General features: G+C 62.0%; 25 protein-coding genes. 11 read left to right on the top strand and 14 right to left on the bottom strand.

From position 1 onward, the window contains the following. Positions 1–15 precede the first annotated feature (15 nt). The gene (gene ilvN, locus RCCGE510_RS11935; RefSeq protein ID WP_007630216.1) at positions 16–588 is read left to right on the top strand and encodes an acetolactate synthase small subunit; all 573 of its coding nucleotides are present in this window, start codon (positions 16–18) and stop codon (positions 586–588) included. 58 nt (positions 589–646) lie between these two features. On the opposite strand, the gene RCCGE510_RS11940 is transcribed toward ilvN, so the two are convergent. Beyond that, on the bottom strand, positions 647–1495 hold the full coding sequence (locus RCCGE510_RS11940; RefSeq protein WP_007630219.1) for an aldo/keto reductase: 849 nt from the start codon (positions 1493–1495) through the stop codon (positions 647–649). A 151-nt stretch (positions 1496–1646) separates the two neighbouring features. Here RCCGE510_RS11940 and RCCGE510_RS11945 point away from each other — a divergent pair, with 151 nt between their 5' ends. Next, positions 1647–2240 carry a LysE family translocator gene (locus tag RCCGE510_RS11945; protein ID WP_007630221.1) on the top strand — a complete coding sequence of 198 codons (594 nt, stop codon included), beginning with the start codon at positions 1647–1649 and terminating at the stop codon, positions 2238–2240. Here RCCGE510_RS11945 and RCCGE510_RS11950 read toward each other — a convergent pair. Both RCCGE510_RS11950 and RCCGE510_RS11955 read right to left on the bottom strand, forming a co-directional pair. Next, on the bottom strand, positions 2232–2708 hold the full coding sequence (locus RCCGE510_RS11950; RefSeq protein ID WP_007630223.1) for a DUF2269 domain-containing protein: 477 nt from the start codon (positions 2706–2708) through the stop codon (positions 2232–2234). The two genes, RCCGE510_RS11945 and RCCGE510_RS11950, sit on opposite strands and share 9 nt — an antisense overlap. Further along, positions 2708–3982 (bottom strand): SDR family oxidoreductase, encoded by a 1275-nt coding sequence (locus RCCGE510_RS11955; RefSeq protein WP_007630225.1) that lies wholly within the window; start codon positions 3980–3982, stop codon positions 2708–2710. The genes RCCGE510_RS11950 and RCCGE510_RS11955 overlap by 1 nt, the downstream gene beginning before the upstream one ends. A 334-nt stretch (positions 3983–4316) precedes the next feature. Between RCCGE510_RS11955 and nthA the strand changes: the two genes are divergently transcribed. Genes nthA through RCCGE510_RS11970 form a run of 3 tightly spaced genes read left to right on the top strand, consistent with a single transcriptional unit; the run spans position 4317 to position 6002 of the window. Further along, entirely contained in the window at positions 4317–4988 is a 672-nt protein-coding gene (nthA, locus tag RCCGE510_RS11960; RefSeq protein ID WP_007630227.1) for a nitrile hydratase subunit alpha, read from the top strand. Continuing rightward, positions 4985–5644 (top strand): nitrile hydratase subunit beta, encoded by a 660-nt coding sequence (nthB, locus tag RCCGE510_RS11965; RefSeq protein WP_007630229.1) that lies wholly within the window; start codon positions 4985–4987, stop codon positions 5642–5644. The genes nthA and nthB overlap by 4 nt, the downstream gene beginning before the upstream one ends. Further along, positions 5631–6002 carry a nitrile hydratase accessory protein gene (locus RCCGE510_RS11970; RefSeq protein WP_037078440.1) on the top strand — a complete coding sequence of 124 codons (372 nt, stop codon included), beginning with the start codon at positions 5631–5633 and terminating at the stop codon, positions 6000–6002. The genes nthB and RCCGE510_RS11970 overlap by 14 nt, the downstream gene beginning before the upstream one ends. Positions 6003–6100: 98 nt before the next feature. On the opposite strand, the gene RCCGE510_RS11975 is transcribed toward RCCGE510_RS11970, so the two are convergent. The 5 genes from RCCGE510_RS11975 to RCCGE510_RS11995 form a co-directional block, all read right to left on the bottom strand. Further along, positions 6101–6883: an anti-sigma factor gene (locus RCCGE510_RS11975; protein ID WP_007630231.1), complete on the bottom strand. Its 783-nt coding sequence runs from the start codon at positions 6881–6883 to the stop codon at positions 6101–6103. After that, on the bottom strand, positions 6880–7395 hold the full coding sequence (locus RCCGE510_RS11980; RefSeq protein WP_007630232.1) for an RNA polymerase sigma factor: 516 nt from the start codon (positions 7393–7395) through the stop codon (positions 6880–6882). The genes RCCGE510_RS11975 and RCCGE510_RS11980 overlap by 4 nt, the downstream gene beginning before the upstream one ends. A gap of 34 nt (positions 7396–7429) precedes the next feature. Further along, complete coding sequence (locus RCCGE510_RS11985) at positions 7430–7810, bottom strand: hypothetical protein (RefSeq protein WP_007630236.1); 381 nt, start codon at positions 7808–7810, stop codon at positions 7430–7432. A 157-nt stretch (positions 7811–7967) separates the two neighbouring features. Then, the gene (locus RCCGE510_RS11990) at positions 7968–8384 is read right to left on the bottom strand and encodes a VOC family protein (protein WP_007630237.1); all 417 of its coding nucleotides are present in this window, start codon (positions 8382–8384) and stop codon (positions 7968–7970) included. Between the two features lie 55 nt (positions 8385–8439). Next, entirely contained in the window at positions 8440–8775 is a 336-nt protein-coding gene (locus RCCGE510_RS11995; protein WP_007630238.1) for a cupin domain-containing protein, read from the bottom strand. 139 nt (positions 8776–8914) lie between these two features. Between RCCGE510_RS11995 and RCCGE510_RS12000 the strand changes: the two genes are divergently transcribed. Continuing rightward, entirely contained in the window at positions 8915–9460 is a 546-nt protein-coding gene (locus RCCGE510_RS12000; protein ID WP_007630240.1) for a MarR family transcriptional regulator, read from the top strand. Between the two features lie 129 nt (positions 9461–9589). Then, positions 9590–10078, top strand: coding sequence for an Rrf2 family transcriptional regulator (locus RCCGE510_RS12005; protein WP_007630242.1), 489 nt, complete (start codon positions 9590–9592; stop codon positions 10076–10078). Between the two features lie 15 nt (positions 10079–10093). Here RCCGE510_RS12005 and RCCGE510_RS12010 read toward each other — a convergent pair whose 3' ends face one another. The 4 genes from RCCGE510_RS12010 to RCCGE510_RS12025 form a co-directional block, all read right to left on the bottom strand. After that, on the bottom strand, positions 10094–11575 hold the full coding sequence (locus RCCGE510_RS12010) for a mechanosensitive ion channel family protein (RefSeq protein ID WP_007630244.1): 1482 nt from the start codon (positions 11573–11575) through the stop codon (positions 10094–10096). A gap of 71 nt (positions 11576–11646) precedes the next feature. Then, the gene (locus RCCGE510_RS12015) at positions 11647–12066 is read right to left on the bottom strand and encodes a cupin domain-containing protein (RefSeq protein ID WP_007630247.1); all 420 of its coding nucleotides are present in this window, start codon (positions 12064–12066) and stop codon (positions 11647–11649) included. A gap of 61 nt (positions 12067–12127) precedes the next feature. Continuing rightward, on the bottom strand, positions 12128–12883 hold the full coding sequence (locus tag RCCGE510_RS12020) for an SDR family oxidoreductase (RefSeq protein ID WP_007630249.1): 756 nt from the start codon (positions 12881–12883) through the stop codon (positions 12128–12130). A gap of 68 nt (positions 12884–12951) precedes the next feature. Beyond that, a complete protein-coding gene (locus RCCGE510_RS12025) occupies positions 12952–13431 on the bottom strand; it encodes a carboxymuconolactone decarboxylase family protein (RefSeq protein ID WP_007630250.1) in 480 nt (159 codons plus the stop codon). 132 nt (positions 13432–13563) lie between these two features. On the opposite strand from RCCGE510_RS12025, the gene RCCGE510_RS12030 reads away from it, so the two are divergent. Continuing rightward, entirely contained in the window at positions 13564–14481 is a 918-nt protein-coding gene (locus tag RCCGE510_RS12030; protein WP_007630251.1) for a LysR family transcriptional regulator, read from the top strand. 79 nt (positions 14482–14560) lie between these two features. Further along, complete coding sequence (locus RCCGE510_RS12035; protein WP_007630252.1) at positions 14561–15688, top strand: ATP-dependent RecD-like DNA helicase; 1128 nt, start codon at positions 14561–14563, stop codon at positions 15686–15688. 124 nt (positions 15689–15812) lie between these two features. Here the strand turns inward: RCCGE510_RS12035 and RCCGE510_RS12040 are convergent, their stop codons facing one another. Next, complete coding sequence (locus tag RCCGE510_RS12040; RefSeq protein WP_007630254.1) at positions 15813–16505, bottom strand: MerR family transcriptional regulator; 693 nt, start codon at positions 16503–16505, stop codon at positions 15813–15815. A 443-nt stretch (positions 16506–16948) separates the two neighbouring features. Here RCCGE510_RS12040 and RCCGE510_RS12045 point away from each other — a divergent pair, with 443 nt between their 5' ends. After that, positions 16949–17701 (top strand): pyridoxine 5'-phosphate synthase, encoded by a 753-nt coding sequence (locus RCCGE510_RS12045; protein WP_007630256.1) that lies wholly within the window; start codon positions 16949–16951, stop codon positions 17699–17701. Positions 17702–17784: 83 nt separating this feature from the next. On the opposite strand, the gene RCCGE510_RS12050 is transcribed toward RCCGE510_RS12045, so the two are convergent. Continuing rightward, positions 17785–18690 (bottom strand): SDR family oxidoreductase, encoded by a 906-nt coding sequence (locus tag RCCGE510_RS12050; RefSeq protein ID WP_007630259.1) that lies wholly within the window; start codon positions 18688–18690, stop codon positions 17785–17787. 137 nt (positions 18691–18827) lie between these two features. Between RCCGE510_RS12050 and RCCGE510_RS12055 the strand changes: the two genes are divergently transcribed. Continuing rightward, entirely contained in the window at positions 18828–19244 is a 417-nt protein-coding gene (locus RCCGE510_RS12055) for a helix-turn-helix domain-containing protein (protein ID WP_007630261.1), read from the top strand. Positions 19245–19279 lie beyond the last annotated feature (35 nt).

A 19279-nucleotide genomic window follows, 5' to 3' on the forward strand; every position in this document is an offset into this window, starting at 1 on the left:
AGGAAATCTAGGACCATGAATGCACATCTACAGCCCACGGGCTCTGCCTATTTCATCTCACCGGAAACGGCGGCAATCGAAAGCCACACGCTTTCCATTCTCGTCGACAACGAGCCGGGCGTTCTTGCCCGGGTCATCGGCCTGTTTTCCGGCCGTGGCTACAATATCGAGAGCCTGACGGTCTCCGAGACCGAACATCAGGCGCATCTGTCCCGCATCACCATCGTCACGCGCGGCACGCCGCAGGTGCTGGAGCAGATCAAGGCGCAGCTCGAGCGCATCGTGCCGGTGCACCGCGTCGTCGACCTGACGGTGCGCGCCCGCGAACTCGGCCAGGATCGGCCGATCGAGCGCGAAGTGGCGCTGGTCAAGGTGATCGGCGAGGGCGAAATGCGCGCCGAGACACTGCGCCTTGCCGATGCTTTCCATGCCAAGGTGGTGGATGCGGCGGTCGGTCACTTTATTCTCGAGATAACCGGCAAGTCATCGAAGATCGATCAGTTCGTGGCGATCATGAAGCCGCTTGGCCTCATCGAGGTCTGCCGCACCGGCATCGCCGCGATGAACCGCGGTGCGCAGGGCATGTAAAGATTACAGCCCGGGCATGTAAGCCCATCGCTGTAGTGATTGGGAAAGCCGCTGGAGATCAAAGCATCTCCAGCGGCTTTTTCTTTGTGGGCGGCGGGAAGGCGGCGTCGAGGGCATCCCAGTCGCCTTCGGTGATCTCGAGCGAAACGCAGTCGCGATTCTCGGCCGCGCGTTCGGCATTCGAGGTTTTCGGGATGACGATGACGCCGTCGCGTTCCAGCAGAAAGGCCAGCGCCAGCTGGGCGGGCGTTGCCTGATAGGCCTTGGCGATGCGGATCAGCTCGGGATGGTGCAGGATATGTCCCTGCTCGATCGGCGAATAGGCCATGACGTGAATCTTGCGGCTTTGGCACCAGGGCAGCAGGTCGAATTCGACGCCGCGGCGGGAGAGATTATAGAGAACCTGGTTGGCGGCGACATTGGCGCCGTCGGGCACGCCGAGCAGTTCCTCCATGTCGTCGGTGTCGAAGTTGGAGACGCCCCAGGCGCGGATCTTGCCGGATGCCTTCAGTATTTCGAAGGCCGCGACGGTCTCGGCAAGCGGATGGCTGCCGCGCCAGTGCAGGAGATAGAGATCGATGCGGTCGGTGCGGAGCCGTTCGAGACTGCGCTCGCAGGCCTCGACCGTGCCTTTCAGACTGGCATTCCAGGGATAGACCTTGCTGACGATGAAGACCTCGTCACGCCGTCCGCTGATTGCCTGGCCGACGATCTCTTCGGCGCCGCCATCGCCGTACATTTCGGCGGTGTCGATCAGCGTCATGCCGAGATCGATGCCGGACCTAAGGCTGTCAACCTCGGCCTTGGCATGCCCGGCATCCTCGCCCATGGCCCAGCTTCCCTGGCCAAGCGCCGGCACTTGTGCGCCATTCGGGAATGTAATGGATGGGATCGGATCGTCCTGCATGGGTTTTCTTCCGTTCGGCAAGAGATTGGGCCGTATCGCCATCTTTCAAGTAATCCTGTCACCATGACAATGATGCAATGGCATGGGTGGTTTTGGACAGTTATGCTGACCTAAATGATCAGGCTGGTAACAGGCCGGTTTGGGAGGTCTCATGCCGCTGGACACATTTCTGGCTCTCGTTGTCTTCGCCTTCACGACGTCGATCACTCCGGGACCAAACAATATGATGCTTTTTGCATCGGGCGTGAATTTCGGCTTCCGCAGGACGATACCGCATATGTTCGGCATCGGTGTCGGTTTCTTCTCGCTGCTCATCGGCGTCGGCCTCGGGCTGGGCGCGGTGCTGCATACGGTGCCGGCCGTCTATACGGCGCTGAAATTTGCCGGCGGCGCCTATCTCGTCTGGATTGCCTGGAAAATCGCCTCTTCGCGGTCACTCGCCGAAGGCAGGAGCGGCGTCGAGCCGATGTCCTTCTTTTCGGCTGCCGCCTTTCAGTGGGTCAATCCGAAAGCCTGGGTGATGGCGGTCACCGCGATGGCGACCTATACCAATCCGGAGCTTTATCTGGTCAGCGTGCTTCTCGTCGGCCTCGCCTTTGCGGCGGTCAATGTCCCGAGCGTTTCGACATGGGCAGGCTTCGGCTCGGCGCTCAGGGAATGGCTTTCCGATCCGGTGCGGCTGAAATGGTTCAATATCAGCATGGCGGTGCTGTTGGTGGCGAGCCTCTGGCCGATGCTAAAATAGAGCGATTGCCGGCTTCGTCAGCATCAGCCAGAGAATGCCGACGACGGCTGAGAAGGCCGGAAAACCGCAGGCGAACCAGATGCGGTAGAGGCGGAAATAAGCCGGCGGCAGGGCGCTTCCCGACGCCGCGGCGATACGAGCGAGATCGCGCAACCGGATCTGGATCCAAACGACCGGCAGCCAAAACAGGCCGGTGACGATGTAAAGCAGCAGCGAAAGCGCAATCCAGCCCTCCGACAGCTCCCAGCCGATCGAGCGGGCCAGCAGAGTGCCGGTCACCGGCTGGAGAATGGCGGCGGTGGCGGTAAAGACGGTGTCGGCGACGACGACGGTGGCGGCGACATGAGCGACCAGTCGAGGATCTCGTGTCCGGTGTGCCATCACCATGAAGAAGGCGATGCCGGCGCCAGTGCCGAAGAGCACGGTCGCGCCGAGGACATGGGCAAGCAACAGCCATTGCTCGAGCATCAGCGTTCATCCAGGGTGGCGAGCGCTGTCAGCGTCAGCAGGATCGACGGCAGCACCTTGACGAGCGGCCCGAGCGGATCGAGCCAGAGTGCCGGTTCGAGGAGGCTGGCGCCAATGAGATAGGCGAGCGACGCGGCCAGCATGCCGAGAAGAGCGCGTTTGGCCAGCGGACGGAGAAGGACGGCGGCGCCGAGCGCGATGTCGATCAGGCAGGTGGCCAGTGTCAGCATCGTTGCGGCTGCCTCCGGCATAAATGGCAGGAAATGGGCGGATGTTTTCTCGATCGCAAGCAGCGGGATCAAGCCGGAGAGCAGCCAGAAGGCGGAGAGGCCTGATATGACGAGCGGCTTCAGGAGATAGAGCCGGGCAAACCAGAGGTCCTGCACGCCGGAGGGATTGGCCGAAAGGGTTGCCGCAGCGGATGTCGCGACGATGCTGCTCTCTCCTTTCGCGCTTCGTATGCCTTCCGACATGACAGTCATCGCCGTCGAGCGTAGCGGCGAACGCCAGCCGAGATGACCGGCCATATCGGCGAGCCACGTCACGGGCCTTGCAAGCCACGTGGCAAGGGAAAAGACGCGGGCGGGCGGCAGGCCCAGCCATTGCCGGTGAAGACTGACGAGATCGGCGAGTGTCAGGATCTCGTCGGCGGCGAGATCGATATCACCCCGGAGGCCGCCTGCGACCGCCCGTGATACGGCTTCCGCCACGTCGTCCACCGACACCGTTTCGATCGGGCTTTCGGCATGGACGAGCGGCAGCGCCAGGGGGAGGGCGGCAAGCGCCCTGAGCAGCGACGAACCGCCATGGGCATTGCGGCCGAGAACGAGGGCAGGGCGCAGGATGAGGCAAGGCAGGCCGCTTGCCGCCAGCGCCTCGTCGGCCCGGCGCTTGCTGGCGAGGAAGGGCAGCGCTCTCGCCGCCCCCGCCGTTCTTGCCGATATCTGCACGATCAGAGGACGGGACCCGCGTTTGGCGGCGAGATAGAGCGCCAGCATTGCCTCGGCTTGCGTAGCGGCCACATCGTCCGCCGGCCCGTCCTGGAGCGCGCCGGCGCAATTGACGACGACTTGCTGGTCTGTGAGGATCTCGTCCCAGTCGTCCGCTTTCGTCATACGGGAGAGGTCGGCACAACGCCAGTCGATCGCCGGCTGTTTCAGGCGGGCACGCATGGGGTTGCGGCCGAGCCCGGTCACGGCATGCCCATCGGCGACGAGCCGGGCTGCGACGACGGAGCCTATGAAGCCGGTTGCACCGAGAATCAGAATGTTCATGGCGGGAGATTAGCGGAAAAGTTTGAGTGGGATAGAAGGGCTTGGCGGGCTCGTGGGGTGTGATAGAAAGAAGGGAGACGGCTTGATGTTTTGGATTGGGCGAGACGTTGCTGCGATTCCCCTTCTCCCCAGCGGGGAGAAGATGCCGGCAGGCAGATGAGGGGGTGAGCGACAAGGTCGCGAATGCACGTAGCGCAAGCGAAGGGCAACATGAAGGGCATGCCGTGCGGCCCCCTCATCCGACCCTTCGGGCCACCTTCTCCCCGCTGGGGGAGAAGAGGGAGCAAGCCGCCCACCTTGCCATCCTTAGACCGCCGTTTTGGAGGAGATAACCTTGCACGACGATCACGACCATCATCACAATCATGACCACGGCGACCATCACCACGACAACCACTACTCCGATATGCAGGCCCGCGTGAAAGCGCTGGAAACGCTGCTGACCGAGAAGGGTCTGATCGACCCCGCAGCAATCGATGCGATTGTCGAGACCTATGAGACCAAGGTGGGGCCGAGGAACGGTGCGCATGTCGTCGCCAAGGCCTGGAGCGATGCCGATTTCGCCGATTGGCTGAAGCGTGATGCGACGGCGGCGATCGCCAGTCTCGGTTATACCGGCCGGCAGGGCGAGCATATGCGCGCCGTCTTCAACACGGCCGAGACCCATAACCTCATCGTCTGCACGCTCTGCTCCTGTTATCCCTGGTCGGTGCTCGGGTTACCGCCGGTGTGGTACAAGGCGCCGGCCTATCGCTCGCGCGCGGTGATCGATCCGCGCGGTGTGCTTGCCGAATTCGGGCTGACGCTGCCGAAGGACAAGACGATCCGCGTCTGGGATTCGACGGCGGAGCTGCGCTATCTCGTCATTCCCGAACGGCCGGACGGCACGGACGGAATGGATGAGGCAGCACTTGCCGGCTTTGTCAGCCGTGATGCGATGATCGGCACGGCGGTTGCAGGCAGCTCGAAGATTTCAGCTGCCGGCAGCTCGGAGGCGCTCGCATGAACGGACCGCACGATCTCGGTGGGCAGATGGGTTTTGGGCCTGTCGCGCCTGAGAAAGACGAACCCTGTTTTCACGCCGAATGGGAAAAGCGGGCGCTCGGCGTCACGCTTTCCTGCGGCGCTTTCGGCGCATGGACGATCGATGAAAGCCGGCATGCACGCGAAAATATTCCCCCGGCCGATTATCTCGCCGCCAGCTATTACGAGATCTGGATCCGCGGCGTCGAGACCCTGCTCGAACGGCACGGCTTTGTAATGCGCGAGGAGTTGCTCTCCGGGCGAAAGCTGCAGGGCGGCGCGGTGCCGAAGCGGGTGCTGAAGGCGGAGATGGTGCCCGCGGCGCTGGCCAAGGGCGGGCCTTGCGATCGTCCGCTCGGAACCGCGCCGCTCTTTGCTGCCGGCGAGACGGTGAGGACGAAGAGTTTCAATCCGGCGACGCATACGCGGCTGCCGCGTTACGCGCGCGCCAAGATGGGCGTCGTCGAGGCGGTGCAAGAGGCTTTCGTCTTCCCCGACGATAATGCACACGGCCGAGGCGAAAATCCGCAATGGCTCTACACCGTCGTCTTCGACGGCCGCGAGATCTGGGGCGAGGGGGCGGATCCATCTCTGACGGTCTCCATCGATGCGTGGGAGAGCTATCTTGAGCGTTTGTGAGATGCCGTCTCAACTGGCGCAATCGCCAGGTTTGCCGAGGTCGCCGGAGGGGCATCCGGTCTTTCCCGAGCCTTGGGCGGCAGAAGCTTTCGCCATGACCGTGCATCTGCATGAGAAGGAGTTATTCGCCTGGGGCGAATGGGCTGAAGCCCTCTCCAAGGAGTTGCATAAGCCCGGCCGTGCCGAAGATGGCAGCGATTATTTCGACTGCTGGGTGGTGGCCCTTTCCGAGCTGCTGGTCAGCCGCGATATAGCGGATGCATCGGTCATCCTCGACCTGCAGCAGAGCTGGCAGCGGGCCGCCGAGGCGACGCCGCACGGGCAGCCGATCGAACTTACCAACGATCCGCTGCGCTGATCTGTAGAGCGGTTCAACGGAAGCGCAGAACCGCTCTAGTCTTTTGTTTTTACGCAATTCCGGAAGGAAAACCGCTTCGCACTTTTCCTGGAGTTGCTCTAGGACGGAAACTGCCGGTAGCATTCCTCGGCAACATCACGCAGCGTCTGCCTGGAGATTTCGCCGGTGACGGCATAACCGAGTTCGCCGTCGATCCAGTAGAAGGTCTCGAGATTACCCGATGAGGCGAAGCGGAAGCTCGTCGTGCGGTTTTCGGTGTTGCGGCCGACCAAGACGGTCAGGCGCTCGCCGGCCTGGTTCTCGTACATGAACATGGCGCCCGGCCTGCCGTCGACCGGCAGCAGGCGGCCGCCGACCAGCTTGAAACCGAGCGGCTGCAGATTGGGGATCTTCAGATTCTGGATGGCTAGGCGCTTGCCCAGCCAGGTGGCGAGATGGGCCTCCTCGTCGGCGAAGACCTCGACCGGATGGCGAACCTCGGCGGCGTAGACCGTGAACGCGGTCTCAGCCTGCTTCGGCAGAGTTTCGGAGCCGGCAAGCTGCAGCTCCGGCTTTTGCAGAAGGGCCGGGCCATAATGGCCGCTGACGGCGCCGAGCGCGAAGACGACGAGGGCCGCCGCAGCGACCGTCCAGCGTTTAGGCATGGACGAGGCTGTGCGCGGCGGCGTGATGAGCAGGGCGTCCGTGTCCTTCGCCTTCTCATATCCTGAAAACAGCGACCGGATGCCGCTATTCTGCGCCTGCCATTCGGTGACCATTGCTGCCTCGTCGGGATTATCGGCGAGATAAGCCTCGATGCGGGCGCGCGCCGTTTGCGGCAGCTGGCCGTCAGCATAGGCGTGGAGATCGGCTTCGGTGACGATCGGGTTGGTCTCGTTCATTTCGGTCTCCGAAGCGTAATGATGTTATCGGCTTTCAGCCGCTCGGTAACGCGCTGGCGGGCGCGCGACAGCCGGGACATGACGGTGCCGATGGGGATGTCGAGGGCTGCGGCAACCTCGCTATACGTGTATCCCTCGATGACCACGAGCATCAGCACGGCGCGATGCTCCTCCGAAAGGCTGTTTAACGCATTGTCGAGCCGGGCGCGCTCCAGCGGATCGGCCGGCGGTTCTGGGGTGGCGATGTCGCCTGCGGCGTCGAGCTCGACGAGGCCGTCGCGCGCCTTGCCGCGCCGGCCGTTGCGATAGAGATTGGTCATGATGGTCAGGACCCAGCCGCGCAGGTTGAGACCACGCCATTGGCCGCGGCGCGTGAGAACCTTCTCGACACAATCCTGGAGCAGATCCTCGCCATCGGCATCCGACCGCGCCAGGCTGCGCGAATAGCGCCTGAGCGAGGGCATGAGGGCCAGGATCTGGCCCTCGAAACTTTCGGGTGCGGGTGTTTTCACGCCGGCAGCTTTCTTGCGATCAGGGTCTGGGCGATCAGGGCTTGGCGAGATCCCAGTTGCCGCCGACGCCATCGCCGGTGATGTCGCCCGCCTTCTTGTCCTTGACCCAGTAGTAAAGCGGCATGCCGTCCTTGGCCCATTGCTTCGTGCCATCCTTACGGTCGATGATCGAATATGCACCATCGGCCTTGGCACCGCCAGCGGCCATCAGCGGCGGCCAGTTCTTGGCGCAATCGTCGTTGCAGTTGGAAACGCCCTTGGCGTCCTTTTTGAAGGTGTAGAGGGTCATGCCGTTTTCGCCGGCAAGAACCTTGCCCTTGGCGGATTCGACTTCCTTGACAGGAGTGGCTGCGAAAGCAGCGGTCGCGGCAAGGGCGGCAGCCGCCACGACGGACAGGAATTTCACGGATTGCATGATGTCTCTCCTTGAGAATTGGGCACGCAATTTTGCGATGCCTGAGATGAGACACGAGACGAGGCGGTTTTATTCCCCCACGGGGAAAAGTTTTTGTAGCTGGTACGGCCTGAGCCCGCCTCGACCGCACACCCGGCCGCACCGGGGGCCTAACGCGCTACTGCCCCGAGGCGGAGGCTGCCGCCATGTCGACCCACACGGCTTCGAAAATATGACCGTCGGGGTCCTCGAAGGCGCGGTTGTAGAGCCAGCCCATATCAGTCGGCGCGCGCGGATCGGCCCTGCCGCCGGCGCCTGTTGCCGCCTCGACGATGGCGTCCACCTCTTTGCGGTCGTCCATTGTCAGGGCGATCAGCACCTCACTCGCCTTCTGCGCTTCGGCGACGGGCTTCGGTGTGAAGGTAGCGAAAAAGTCCCGTGTCAGCAGGTGGAAGACAATGGCCTCGGACCAGACCATGTTCGAGGCCTGGTGATCGCTGAACTGTTCGTTCTTGCTGCAGCCGATCGCTTCGTAGAAGCGGGTCGAGGCAGCCAGGTCTTTCGCTGGCAGGTTCACGAAAATCATCTTGGGCATTGCTGTTCTCTCCTGTTCCTTTGCCTTCCGGGGCGTTAGCGCCGGCGGCTTCGCCTCACACAAATTCCTGCACGATCGTATCGCTGGCATGAACGCAGACGATTTCGAGCCGTCCGGTGCCGACATTCTGGAAGCGGTGGGGCGTGTTGGCGGCCACGACGACGATATCGCCGGGAAAGGCCCGAGTTTTAGCGTCACCCACGGTGAACTCGGCTTCGCCTTTCCTGATGGCCCATGTCTCGGAATAGGGGTGAACATGCAGGTCAGGCCCTTGGCCGGGTTCGTTCTCGACGATGAACAGCGAAATCTCGCCGCCATAATCGCGGCCCTCGAAACGGACCGTGCGGCTCTGATCGAGGCGTGGCTCCTGATGGCGAAGAATCCTGAACATGACGTGCCTCCCTCATGCTGTTCCCAATTTATCTTTGTGAGAAGATATATTTTCAAAACTATCTTCCCGTCAAGATATTTCGTGACTTGGCTGCGGCGGAAAGTGTATGTGTCGGCGCTGTCACCAGCGCGAGGCAAGAATGACGGACGGAATCAAAAAAGAGGATCATGTCGATCGGCTACGGCGGCAGTGGGCGCTCGAACTGCCCGACCTCGATACGGAGCCGATGGCGATCCTTGGTCGGGCCTACCGGCTGTCGAACCTCGTGCGTCCGAGCATCGAGCAAACCTTCGCCGGTTTCGGCCTAGACCGTGGCGAATTTGACGTGATTGCAACGCTTCGCCGGTCCGGCCCGCCGTACCGGTTGACGCCGACCGACATGTATTCTGCGCTGATGATCTCCTCGGGCGGCCTGACCCACAGGCTCGACCGGCTGCAGAAGGCTGGGCTGATCCGAAGGGAGAGGTCGCAGCGTGACGGACGCAGCATCGAGGTGGCGTTGACCGAAGCTGGCGCGGCACTCGCCGAAAAGGCCTTCCGGACCGACATGACGAGCGAAATGTCATTTCTGCATCCCCTTGACGCAAAGGAGCGCGAGGCGCTTGCAGGCCTGCTGCGCAAGCTGATTGCTGGAATTGAAACCGACCAGGCGCCGATTGAAGGGGAAGGGTCCAGTACGGGCTGAGCGTTAAGGAGTCGCTCGCCGGACCTACAGCAAGCTACTGTTTTATCGCGTTATTTACATCAACTTGGTTTTCGGATAGAATGTGTCCTTAATTCTCTTTCCGGGACAAGCCGTCATGCGAGTTGCTGAATGATCCTGAAAAGCCAGGTCGAGTGGGCGCTGCATTGCTGCGCCATTCTCGCAGGCCTGCCAGAGGGCAGGTATCTCTCCACCAAGGCGCTCGCAGAGCTTCATGGCCTGCCGAAGGAATATCTCTCCAAGGCGCTCCAGGGTCTTTCGCAGGCCTCGCTCGTCGAGACAACCCTCGGCCCGAGCGGCGGCTACAGGCTGGCCAGGGTCCCGTCGGAGATCAATTTTCTCGAGATCGTCGAGGCGGTCGAGGGGAAGGCGCGCAGCTTCACCTGCACCAACATCCGGGCGAACAATCCGTGCCGGCCGCAGGGTTTTTGCGACAGCAAGCCATGCGCGGTTGCGCGCGTGATGTGGGAAGCCGATGAGGCCTGGCGCGATACGCTGAGGCGCGTCCGGCTTTCCGACCTGGTCGGTACCTTGTCCGAGGAAGTGCCGGCCGACATTTGGCGAGCCACATTCGAATGGGTGCTGAAGCGCGCCGGCTGAGGGGCGTGCCGATTTCTACGCCTTGAAGATGGTACGGATGGTTTTCAGGATGGCGTGTGCGCTGCGGGCATGTTCCGGGGGCAGGGCGGCGCCGTTGCGGAAACGCTCGGCACGGCCGGCAAGGTGTTCGGCTATTTCTTCGGCCATTGCGGCGCGTTCGGCAACCAACGGCGCGAAGGCCTCCTGGTCGATCTCATAGGTGGTCACTGGTGTCAGAGCCTCCAGGGTGCAGGTTTCCTGCATGCCGGCGAGCAGTCCGGTTTCCCCGAAGAAATCGCCTGGCGCCAGCCGGCCACGTTCCTCGCCTGCGTTCCGCGCCGCGATGACACCGGCGCGCACCATCATCAGTGAGGGGAGCATTTCGCCCTCCTGCACGATCACGTCGCCCTTGCGGAACTCCCGGACAGTGGTGGTCTCGGCGAGTTTCTGCTTTTCATCGATCGTCAGCGTCGCAAAGATCGGAATGGCCTCGATCAGTTCGAGCGGCGTCACACGGGGCGGCTTTGCGCTTTCTTCGGTCGGCAGATCGCCCTTCACGATCGAGGCCGCCGCCGGAACGGCCAAAAGCAGGCCGGCCGATTTGCAGTGACGATAGACGAGATCGAGCACTTCGTTTCGCGCCGGCACACGCTGGCTGGGGCTCGTCACCCGAAATTGCAGCTCGACCTCCAGCGCCGTGGCATCCAGCCCCCTCAGTGCGACGACCGGGGGCGGTTCGCGCACGATTGAATTGCAGCTCGCGAGCGCCGATAACATGACCTGGCGGACCGATGCCGGCATCCGTGTCGGGGCGATGCGGATGGTGAGGATCAGCAGATGGCTTTCGTCCGGCCGGCTGACATTGGTCAGGGCGAGCTTGGCCAGAAAACTGTTCGGCAGAACGACGAGATTGTTTGCGCTGGTCAGGATGTGCGTCGCGCGCCAATTGCTTTCGACGACGCGCCCTTCGGTGCCGTCGCTCAAAAGAATCCAGTCGCCGATGATGTATGGCCGGCCGAGTGTCAGCGCGATGCCGGAGAAGACGTCGGCGAGCGTGCTCTGCAATGCAAGGCCGAGGATGATGGCGACGACGCCGGAGGTCGCAACCAGGGTTCCGATCGGCACGCCGAAGACGAAGGCCAGAACCGACAGGGCAATGCCGATATAGACGACGCCGATGAAGAGATCCTGGAGCAGGCGAGCCTCTCGCGGACTGCCTTCCAGCACCAGATACAGCCTGATGAAACCGATGACTGCCCATGCTAGGTGAATCCACCAGAGCGTTTTCGCGACGATGACGAGCAGGGCCTGCGGATCGTCGGAATCATATCCTTGAAACCGGTGCGGTTCGATACCGCTGCCGACGAGGATCAAAGTCATCGCGGCGAAGAAGAGGATCTGTACCACCAGCCGCGTCGTCGGCCGTTGGCGGGAGAGCAGGTGCCAGACGACGATCCCGGCAAAGCCGACTGTTATGAGCGATATCAGAGGTTTGCCGAAGAGCGTGTCGTAGATCATCTGTCCTGGTCTCCGGAGGGCGGGCGGCATATGATTCAGCATGTCGGCCGCCCGCGCAAGCATCGGCCCGCTCACTTCTTGAGGGGATAGGTCAGTTCTTTCTGGTTGGTGTCGACGACGAAGACGGCGAGCAGACGGGCGGGTTTCGTTTTGCTGCCGTTGGCGCTGACGCCGTGCCGGTCGCCCGGCATTTCGGAGAAACTCTCGCCGGTATGATAGACTTTGACCGGGCCGTCATTGACCTGACTGCGGATCGATCCTTCGAGCACGGTGGCATAAATGAAGGCCGAGTCCGGATGGGTATGGCCTTCCGAAGAGCCGCCTGGGTCGTATTCGACCAGCACGCCTTTTATGCTCTTGCCCGGTACGTTTGGAAGCTCGTGCTCATAGACGAGGGTGACCTTGGCAGAGTTGCTGCTGTCGTGGGCGGTAGCGCCGGTGGCAGTCAGAAAGGCGAGGGCCACGGCGGCGAGGACTGATGCTCTGATCATTGGAATCTCCATGTTGCTTGGATGAGCAGGACGCGCCTGAGCGGTCGCGTCCTGGGGCAGATCACTTGGGCTGGGCGGATTTTGCGAACCATTGTTCGAAGGTGATCGAGCCGAGCCGCGGGTTGTCGTCGGAAACCAGCGACTGGTCGTTGAGTCGGACGCCGAAATATTTGGCTTCCGGATCGGCTTCGACGGTTCTTGGGTCCTTCATCGCCTTCAGATATCGGCCGACGAGTTCGCTGAGCCGCGCCCGTTCCGGCCCTGATATCTCGATCGCGGCGTTGACGGCCGGAGACAGCGCAACATCCGCCATCGCGTCGGCGACATCGTCGGAGGCGATCGGCTGCACGTAGGCCGGCGACAGGTGGACTGTCTGGCCGACGGTGCCGGATTGGGCTATGCCGTTCAGGAATTCCATGAACTGCGTCGAATGCACGATGGTGTAGGGAATGCCCGACGCTTTGATCAGCTTTTCCTGAGCGAGTTTGCCGCGGAAATAGCCGCTATCCTGCAGCCGCTCGGTGCCGACGACGGAGAGTGCGATATGGTGTTTCACGCCGGCGACTTTCTCGGCGGCGAGAAGGTTGCGCCCCGAGGTTTCGAAGAATTCGAGCACCGCCTTGTCCTCGAAGGAGGGCGAATTGGCAAGGTCGAGCACGACCTCGGCGCCTGGCAACGCCTCGGCCAGTCCTTCTCCGGTGATCGTGTTGACGCCTGAGTTCGGCGAGGCGGCAATCACGTCATGGCCGCGCTTGCGCAGGCGTTCGACAGTCTTTGAACCGATGAGGCCGGTTCCGCCGATGATAACGATTTTCATAACAGTTCTCCGTTCGCTGCCGGCATGCGGCAGCGTCAAAGTTGAATCTTCTCAATGAATTGAGAGCGTTAGTTCAGACCAGCCTTATCGAGGCCGTAGGCCTTGTCGGCCGAGCCGGGGACCGTCTCGAAGCCGACATTGACGCGGTTCCAGGCATTGATGGCCATGACGACAAAGGTCAGGTCGGAGATTTCCTTTTCGGAAAGCTGGCCGCGAACCCGTTCGTAAATCTCGTCGGGAATGCCTCCCTCAGGCAGCTTCGTCAGCGCTTCGGTCCAGGCAAGGGCGGCGCGCTCGCGGGGAACGAACAGGTTGGATTCCCGCCAGATGGCAACGTGATGGAGCCTGAGCTCGGTCTCGCCATGGATCTTTGCCTGCTTCACATGCATGTCGAGGCAAAAGCCGCATCCATTGATCTGCGAAGCGCGGATCTCGATGAGGGCCTGAAGCTTCTCGTCGATCACGCTGCTACGTAATGCCATGCTGAATTCCATGAACTTCTTGAAAAGCTCGGGGGACTGCTGGGCGTAGTTCAATCGCTGGGTCATGTCGTCTCTCCTTTAATTAAGGATAGTAAGTATCCTTATGGATAAAATGTATCCTTAATTGCTGGACTGTAAAGCCATTCCAGCCTAGTTTGGCTGCATAAGGCCTATGCGCAAAAGTATGAGGGGGTAGGGATGGATATCGTTTCGGCATTGCGGACCTTTCAACGCGTCGTGGAGACGGGCTCCTTTTCAGCGGCGGCGCATGATCTCGACGTGACGCAGCCGGCGGTGTCACGACAGGTCGCAGCCCTTGAAGGCCATTTCAACACGCGCCTCCTACATCGTACGACGAGCGGCCTGTCGCTGACGGCGGAGGGGGAACGGATGCTGCCGATGGCGCTCAAAATTCTCGAAGCGGTGGAAGAACTCGGCGATGCCACCGGATCCGATGGAGCTATGGCTTCCGGAAAGGTCAGGCTCAGTGTTCCGGCACCGCTCGGCCTCTTTCTCAGCGAGCGGCTCGGCGATTTTCTCGCCGCCCATGCGAAACTTTCCGTGGAACTGCTCTTCAGGGAGCAAAGCTCCGATATGATCGAGGAGCGTCTCGACCTCGAAGTGCGGCTGGGCTCGGTCGCCGACAGCAGCCTCGTCTGCCGCCGGATCGGCTGGACGACGGCCTTCCTCGTCGCATCGCCCGCCTATCTCGCCCGCAAGGCGCCGCCGAGGACGCCGAAGGACATCAAGGAGCATGAGTGCCTGTGCTACAACAGGGCCGGCGAAGCCTCCACATGGTCGTTCTCCAACGGCTCCGAAGACATATCAGTCCGGATCTCGCCGCGGCTGACCGCCTGCAGCGCCGTTGCCATTCACAGGGCAGCGCTTGCCGGCGCGGGCCTGGCGGTGCTCTCCCATATCATCGCCGTACCCGATATCGCCGCCGGCCGGCTGATCCCCGTGATGGAGGATTTTCAGCCGAGCCGGCTGCCGATCACAGTCGTCTACCCCTCGCGGCGCAATATGCCGCTGCGCGTCAAGACTGTTCTGGACTTTCTGACCGACGCCATCGCACGGGACCCGTCGATGTGCGCGAGCGGCATCGGCTGGCAGTAGAACGGGTGATCGTCCCGCCGGGCGATTTGCGGTTTTCCGCCTTGCCTAACGCCCGCGAATCCTGCCAAGTCGTCCGATCATGCAATTTGCGCCGCAACAAGACGAAGCCCTCAAGGCTGTTTCGAAATGGCTGAACGAAGGGCGCTCGCCGCTCTTTCGCCTGTTCGGCTATGCCGGAACGGGAAAGACGACGCTCGCCAAGCATTTCGCCGAGAATGTCGACGGTGATGTGCTGTTCGCAGCCTTTACCGGCAAGGCCGCGCAAGTGTTGCGCTCGCGCGGCGCCTCCAACGCCCGGACGATCCATTCGCTGATCTACCGTCCGCGCGGCGAGGAAGCGGTGGAGGACGAAGAGACCGGCAAAACTTCGATCGCACCGATGTTTTCGATCAACCGGCAGAGCCCGGTCGCCAAGGCGGCGCTGATCATCGTCGACGAATGCTCGATGGTGGACGAGGCGCTCGGCAAGGATCTGATGAGCTTCGGCACGCCGATCCTGGTGCTCGGCGATCCCGGCCAGCTGCCACCGGTGACCGGCGGCGGTTACTTCACCAATCAGGATCCGGATTACCTGCTGACCGATATCCATCGCCAGGCGCGCGATAATCCGATCATCAAGCTCGCCATGCAGGTGCGTGAGGGCAAGGAGGTGATGTACGGCGATTACGGCACGGCGAAGGTGATCTCGAAAAACGAGGTGACGCAGCAGTTAGTGCTCGATGCCGACCAGGTGCTCGTCGGCACCAACAAGACCCGGCGGCGCTACAATCAGCGCCTGCGCGAGCTGAAAGGCTTCAATGCCGATTACCCGCAGACCGGGGACAAGCTCGTCTGTCTCCGCAACGATCCGGCCAAGGGCCTGCTGAACGGCTCGCTTTGGCAGGTGATGACTTCGTCCAAGGAAACGACGAAGCCCGGCATCAATCTCCTCGTTCGGCCTGAGGATGACGACATGGACCGGGGAGCTGCCAAGATCAAGCTCCTGAAACAGGCCTTCGAGGATGTCGAGGGCGAGATCCCCTGGAACACCCGCAAACGCTACGACGAGTTCGACTACGGCTATGCGCTGACCGTTCACAAGGCGCAGGGCTCGCAGTGGAACGACGTCGTGCTGTTCGACGAGAGCTGGGCATTTCGCGATACGCGCGAACGCTGGCTTTATACCGCGATCACGCGCGCGGCGGAGACGTTGACGATCGTGCGCTGACCTCGATCGCGCCTCGCGATCTTGGGCGGGGAGTCGACGGTGGCGGCCGTCGGAAATGCTGCGTGCAAACTTGCACGCGGCGTGCGTCGGGCCTGCCCGCGGTGTGCGTCAGGCTTGCACGCGGTTATGCCTGGACGATGCCGAGCAGGACAGCCTTGGCGATCGCCTGGAAGCGGTTGTTGGCGCGGAATTTCAGGATAATTCCGGCTTCGAGATCCCTGGTTTCGTCATGTTTCAGGTCGAGCGCCCGGGCGATTCGCTGAGTGGAATAACCTTCCGCCATCAGCTCCAGGCACTGCCGCTCCTGCGGAGTTAGGCTTGCGCTGTCCTGGTTGTCGTTCAACGGCGGCTCTTCGACACTGGCGTCGTAATCCAGGAGGTCGCCGACCTGCTGGAGCTGCCGGTGCAGCGTCGACATCTCCGCCGTCAGCTCACGTTTGCGCACCTGCAGCGCTTCGCGGAACATCGCCTCAGCTCTTTCCTGCGACTCGGCCTTGCGAAGCTCGTCCATCAATTCCTGGATGACGGCGATCGGCATGCCGGTCTCACGGCAGACGGTGATAACCGCCATGCGCATCACATCGTCTTGTCCGTAAACCCGCATCAGGCCGATGCGATTGGCGGAGATCAACCCCTTCTCTTCGTAGAAATGCAGTGTCCTGTGCGTAACGCCGAATGCGTTGGCCATGTCGGCAATAGGCACCGGACCATCCGGTAGATCCGGCGGCAGCGCGGCCGAAGGCAGGAACCGGTATTTGGACCGGGCCTCCGAAGCGATAGCGGCGGCAGCAAACAGGCGTTTGGAACCGTCTGGCATGAACCCTCCTAGGGCATCGAGTTGCACCTCATGCGAAGTGCCAGCTGCTTCCCGGGCGCGGCGAGTGGGGTTTTCCTCTAAGCGGTCTTTTGAGTGGGAAAGAAGCAGTACGCGGCCTACGTTTACGCGAGACAAGGTCCACGTTATGCGTGAACGATCTTTTTTATAAGTGCTAAAAGTAATCTCTTTTAAATGGGATAGCAACGTGACGGGGTGAGTTCTAGGTGTGCTGCAGCAAAACATGCGCTGCATTGCAGCATCGACCCACCGTCTTCACGGGCGACGGGAATTACTGTTTGCGGTACGCGGATGGGTGAATGCCCCGATCGGCAGTGATGCCTATCAGCAGTCGTCATCGCATCCATTTGCGAATCTCGTTGGTCATCTCACGGCACTTGGCTTAGAAGCAGGGGCCTCTGTTTCAGCACCGATGGATATCAGCCATGCCCGCCAAGCTCTCCGTAAACCTCAACGCCATCGCCATGCTGCGCAACCGGCGCGACTTGCCTTGGCCGAGCGTCGAAGCGCTCGGGCGTATCGCGCTTGCCTCCGGCGCCAGCGGCCTGACGGTGCATCCGCGCCCCGACCAGCGGCATATCCGCTTTGCCGACCTGCCCGTCATCCGCAACCTGATCGACGACGAATTCCCGGAGGCCGAGTTCAATATCGAAGGTTATCCCACGGAGGAGTTCTTCGAGCTCTGCGCCGGGGCCGCACCTGAGCAGGTGACGTTGGTGCCCGACGATCCCTCGCAGGCAACCTCCGATCACGGCTGGGACTTCCGTAAGCATCAGGCGTTCCTGACCGATGCTGTCGCTCGGTTGAAGAGGATGGGCTGCCGCGTGTCGCTGTTTGCCGATGGCGACGGCGATTCCGAAGCCGTTAATATCGCCAAAGCGGTCGGCGCCGACCGGATCGAACTTTACACCGGCCCCTATGGCGGCTGTTACGGCGCGCCGGAACGGGCGGCCCCGATCCTCGAAGCGCTCGGCCGGACGGCAGATGCGGCGTTTGCCGTCGGCCTTGCCGTCAATGCCGGCCACGACCTGACCGTCGAAAACCTGCCTGATCTGGTGAAGCGCATTCCCCAGCTTGCCGAGGTCTCGATCGGCCACGGCCTGACCGCCGATGCGCTGGAATACGGCATGGCGGAAACGGTGCGGCGGTTCTGCAAGGCGTGTGGGCAGGCGGTTTGAGGAAGCAATTTGCCCTCAGTGTGGCCACTCCCTCTGCCCTGCCGGGCAGAGGGGGGTGACGCAAGCCACTGCCCGCAAATGCGTCAGTGCCCGCTACCTCCAGTCGCCGTCAAAGCAGCCTTGTGCGCCACGAAGAAATCCTTCAGCGATTGCGGCTGTTTGCCGGTCAGCTTGTTGAAGTCTCCGGTGAGGATGTCGAACTTGCCGGCGCGGATGTTGGCGTCGGCCGACACCAGCATGTCGGAGACGAAACCCGGGAGGCCGGCGCCGCGCATGCCTTGGCCGAGCTGCTCGTCATTGACGTCGACCACGTCGAGCGACTTGCCGGCGATTTCGGAGACGATGGCGGCGATCTCCCGGTTGTTCAGCGACGCCGCGCCGGTCAGCGTGTAGGTGGCGCTTTCCGATGTGCCGGAGGCAAGGGCGGCGGCGATAGCCAGGGCACAATCGTCGCGCGAGATCGTCGAGACCTTGCCGTCGCCGGTGGCGCTGTACCATTTGCCGCCCTGCAGATTGTGCGGCATGCCGTGCAGGTAGTTGTCGTGATACCAGGCGTCGCGGATGATCGTATGGGCGATGCCGCTTGCCTTGATGGCGTTCTCGCTGCCGAGATGATCCGGCGCGAAGGTGACGAGCGAATCGTCCGGTGACGGCATCGAGGTATAGGCGATGTGCTTGACGCCAGCCTTGACGGCCGCGGCGACGGCTGCCTTGTGCTGGGCGAGACGCTTGCCGGGAGTATCCAGCGCATCGGTGCTGATGATCAGCAGGCGGTCGACGCCAGCGAAAGCCTGCTCCAGTCCTGCCGCATCATCGAAATCGGCCTTGCGGGTGACGACGCCCTTATTCGCGAGTTCGGCGAGCTTTTCGGGGCTGCGCGTCGCCGCGACGATCTTGCCGGGGGCGACCTTGTAGGTTTCGATCAGGTGATGGATGACACGCTGGCCGAGCTGACCGGCAGCGCCGGTGACTAGGATGGTTTCGCTCATGGGTCGTTTCCTTTTGTGTTGTATTGGCTGTGTTGTGCCGGTGGTCTCGAAAAGAGAGTAACACTAGAATAGGAATTGACCTGGCGGTGTAAAGGAGGCAGGTTTTCGGCTCTACGTTACCAAAAGGGAACCAGCGGATGAGCGGTGCGGTCGTCAGTCTGAAGAACAGGATGCCGGGGGCGCGGCGCGAGATCGATCTTGCCGGCCTCGATTTTTCCAATTGTCCTGTCCGGGACATGATGCAGCAGATCGGTGGCAAATGGTCGACGCTGCTGCTCGAAGTGCTGGCGGCCGAGCCGCGGCGGTTTGGCGAATTGCGGCGGACCCTTCCCGATATTTCGCAGCGCATGCTGACGCAGACGCTACGCGATCTGCAGAGGGACGGTTATATCGCCCGCGAGGTCTTCCCGACCAAGCCGCCGAGTGTCGAATATTCGATGACGGAGCTCGGCCGTTCGCTCTACCAGCCGCTGTCGCAACTGTTGAACTGGGCGGAAGCCAACCACGATGCCGTTCGGGCCGCCCGTTCGCGTTTCGATTCCGCCGACAGTTAATATGGTTGGTGAGACCTGATGTCTTGAAATCGGAA

The sequence above is a fragment of the Rhizobium sp. CCGE 510 genome, assembly GCF_000292525.1.
Taxonomy (GTDB): Bacteria; Pseudomonadota; Alphaproteobacteria; order Rhizobiales; family Rhizobiaceae; genus Rhizobium.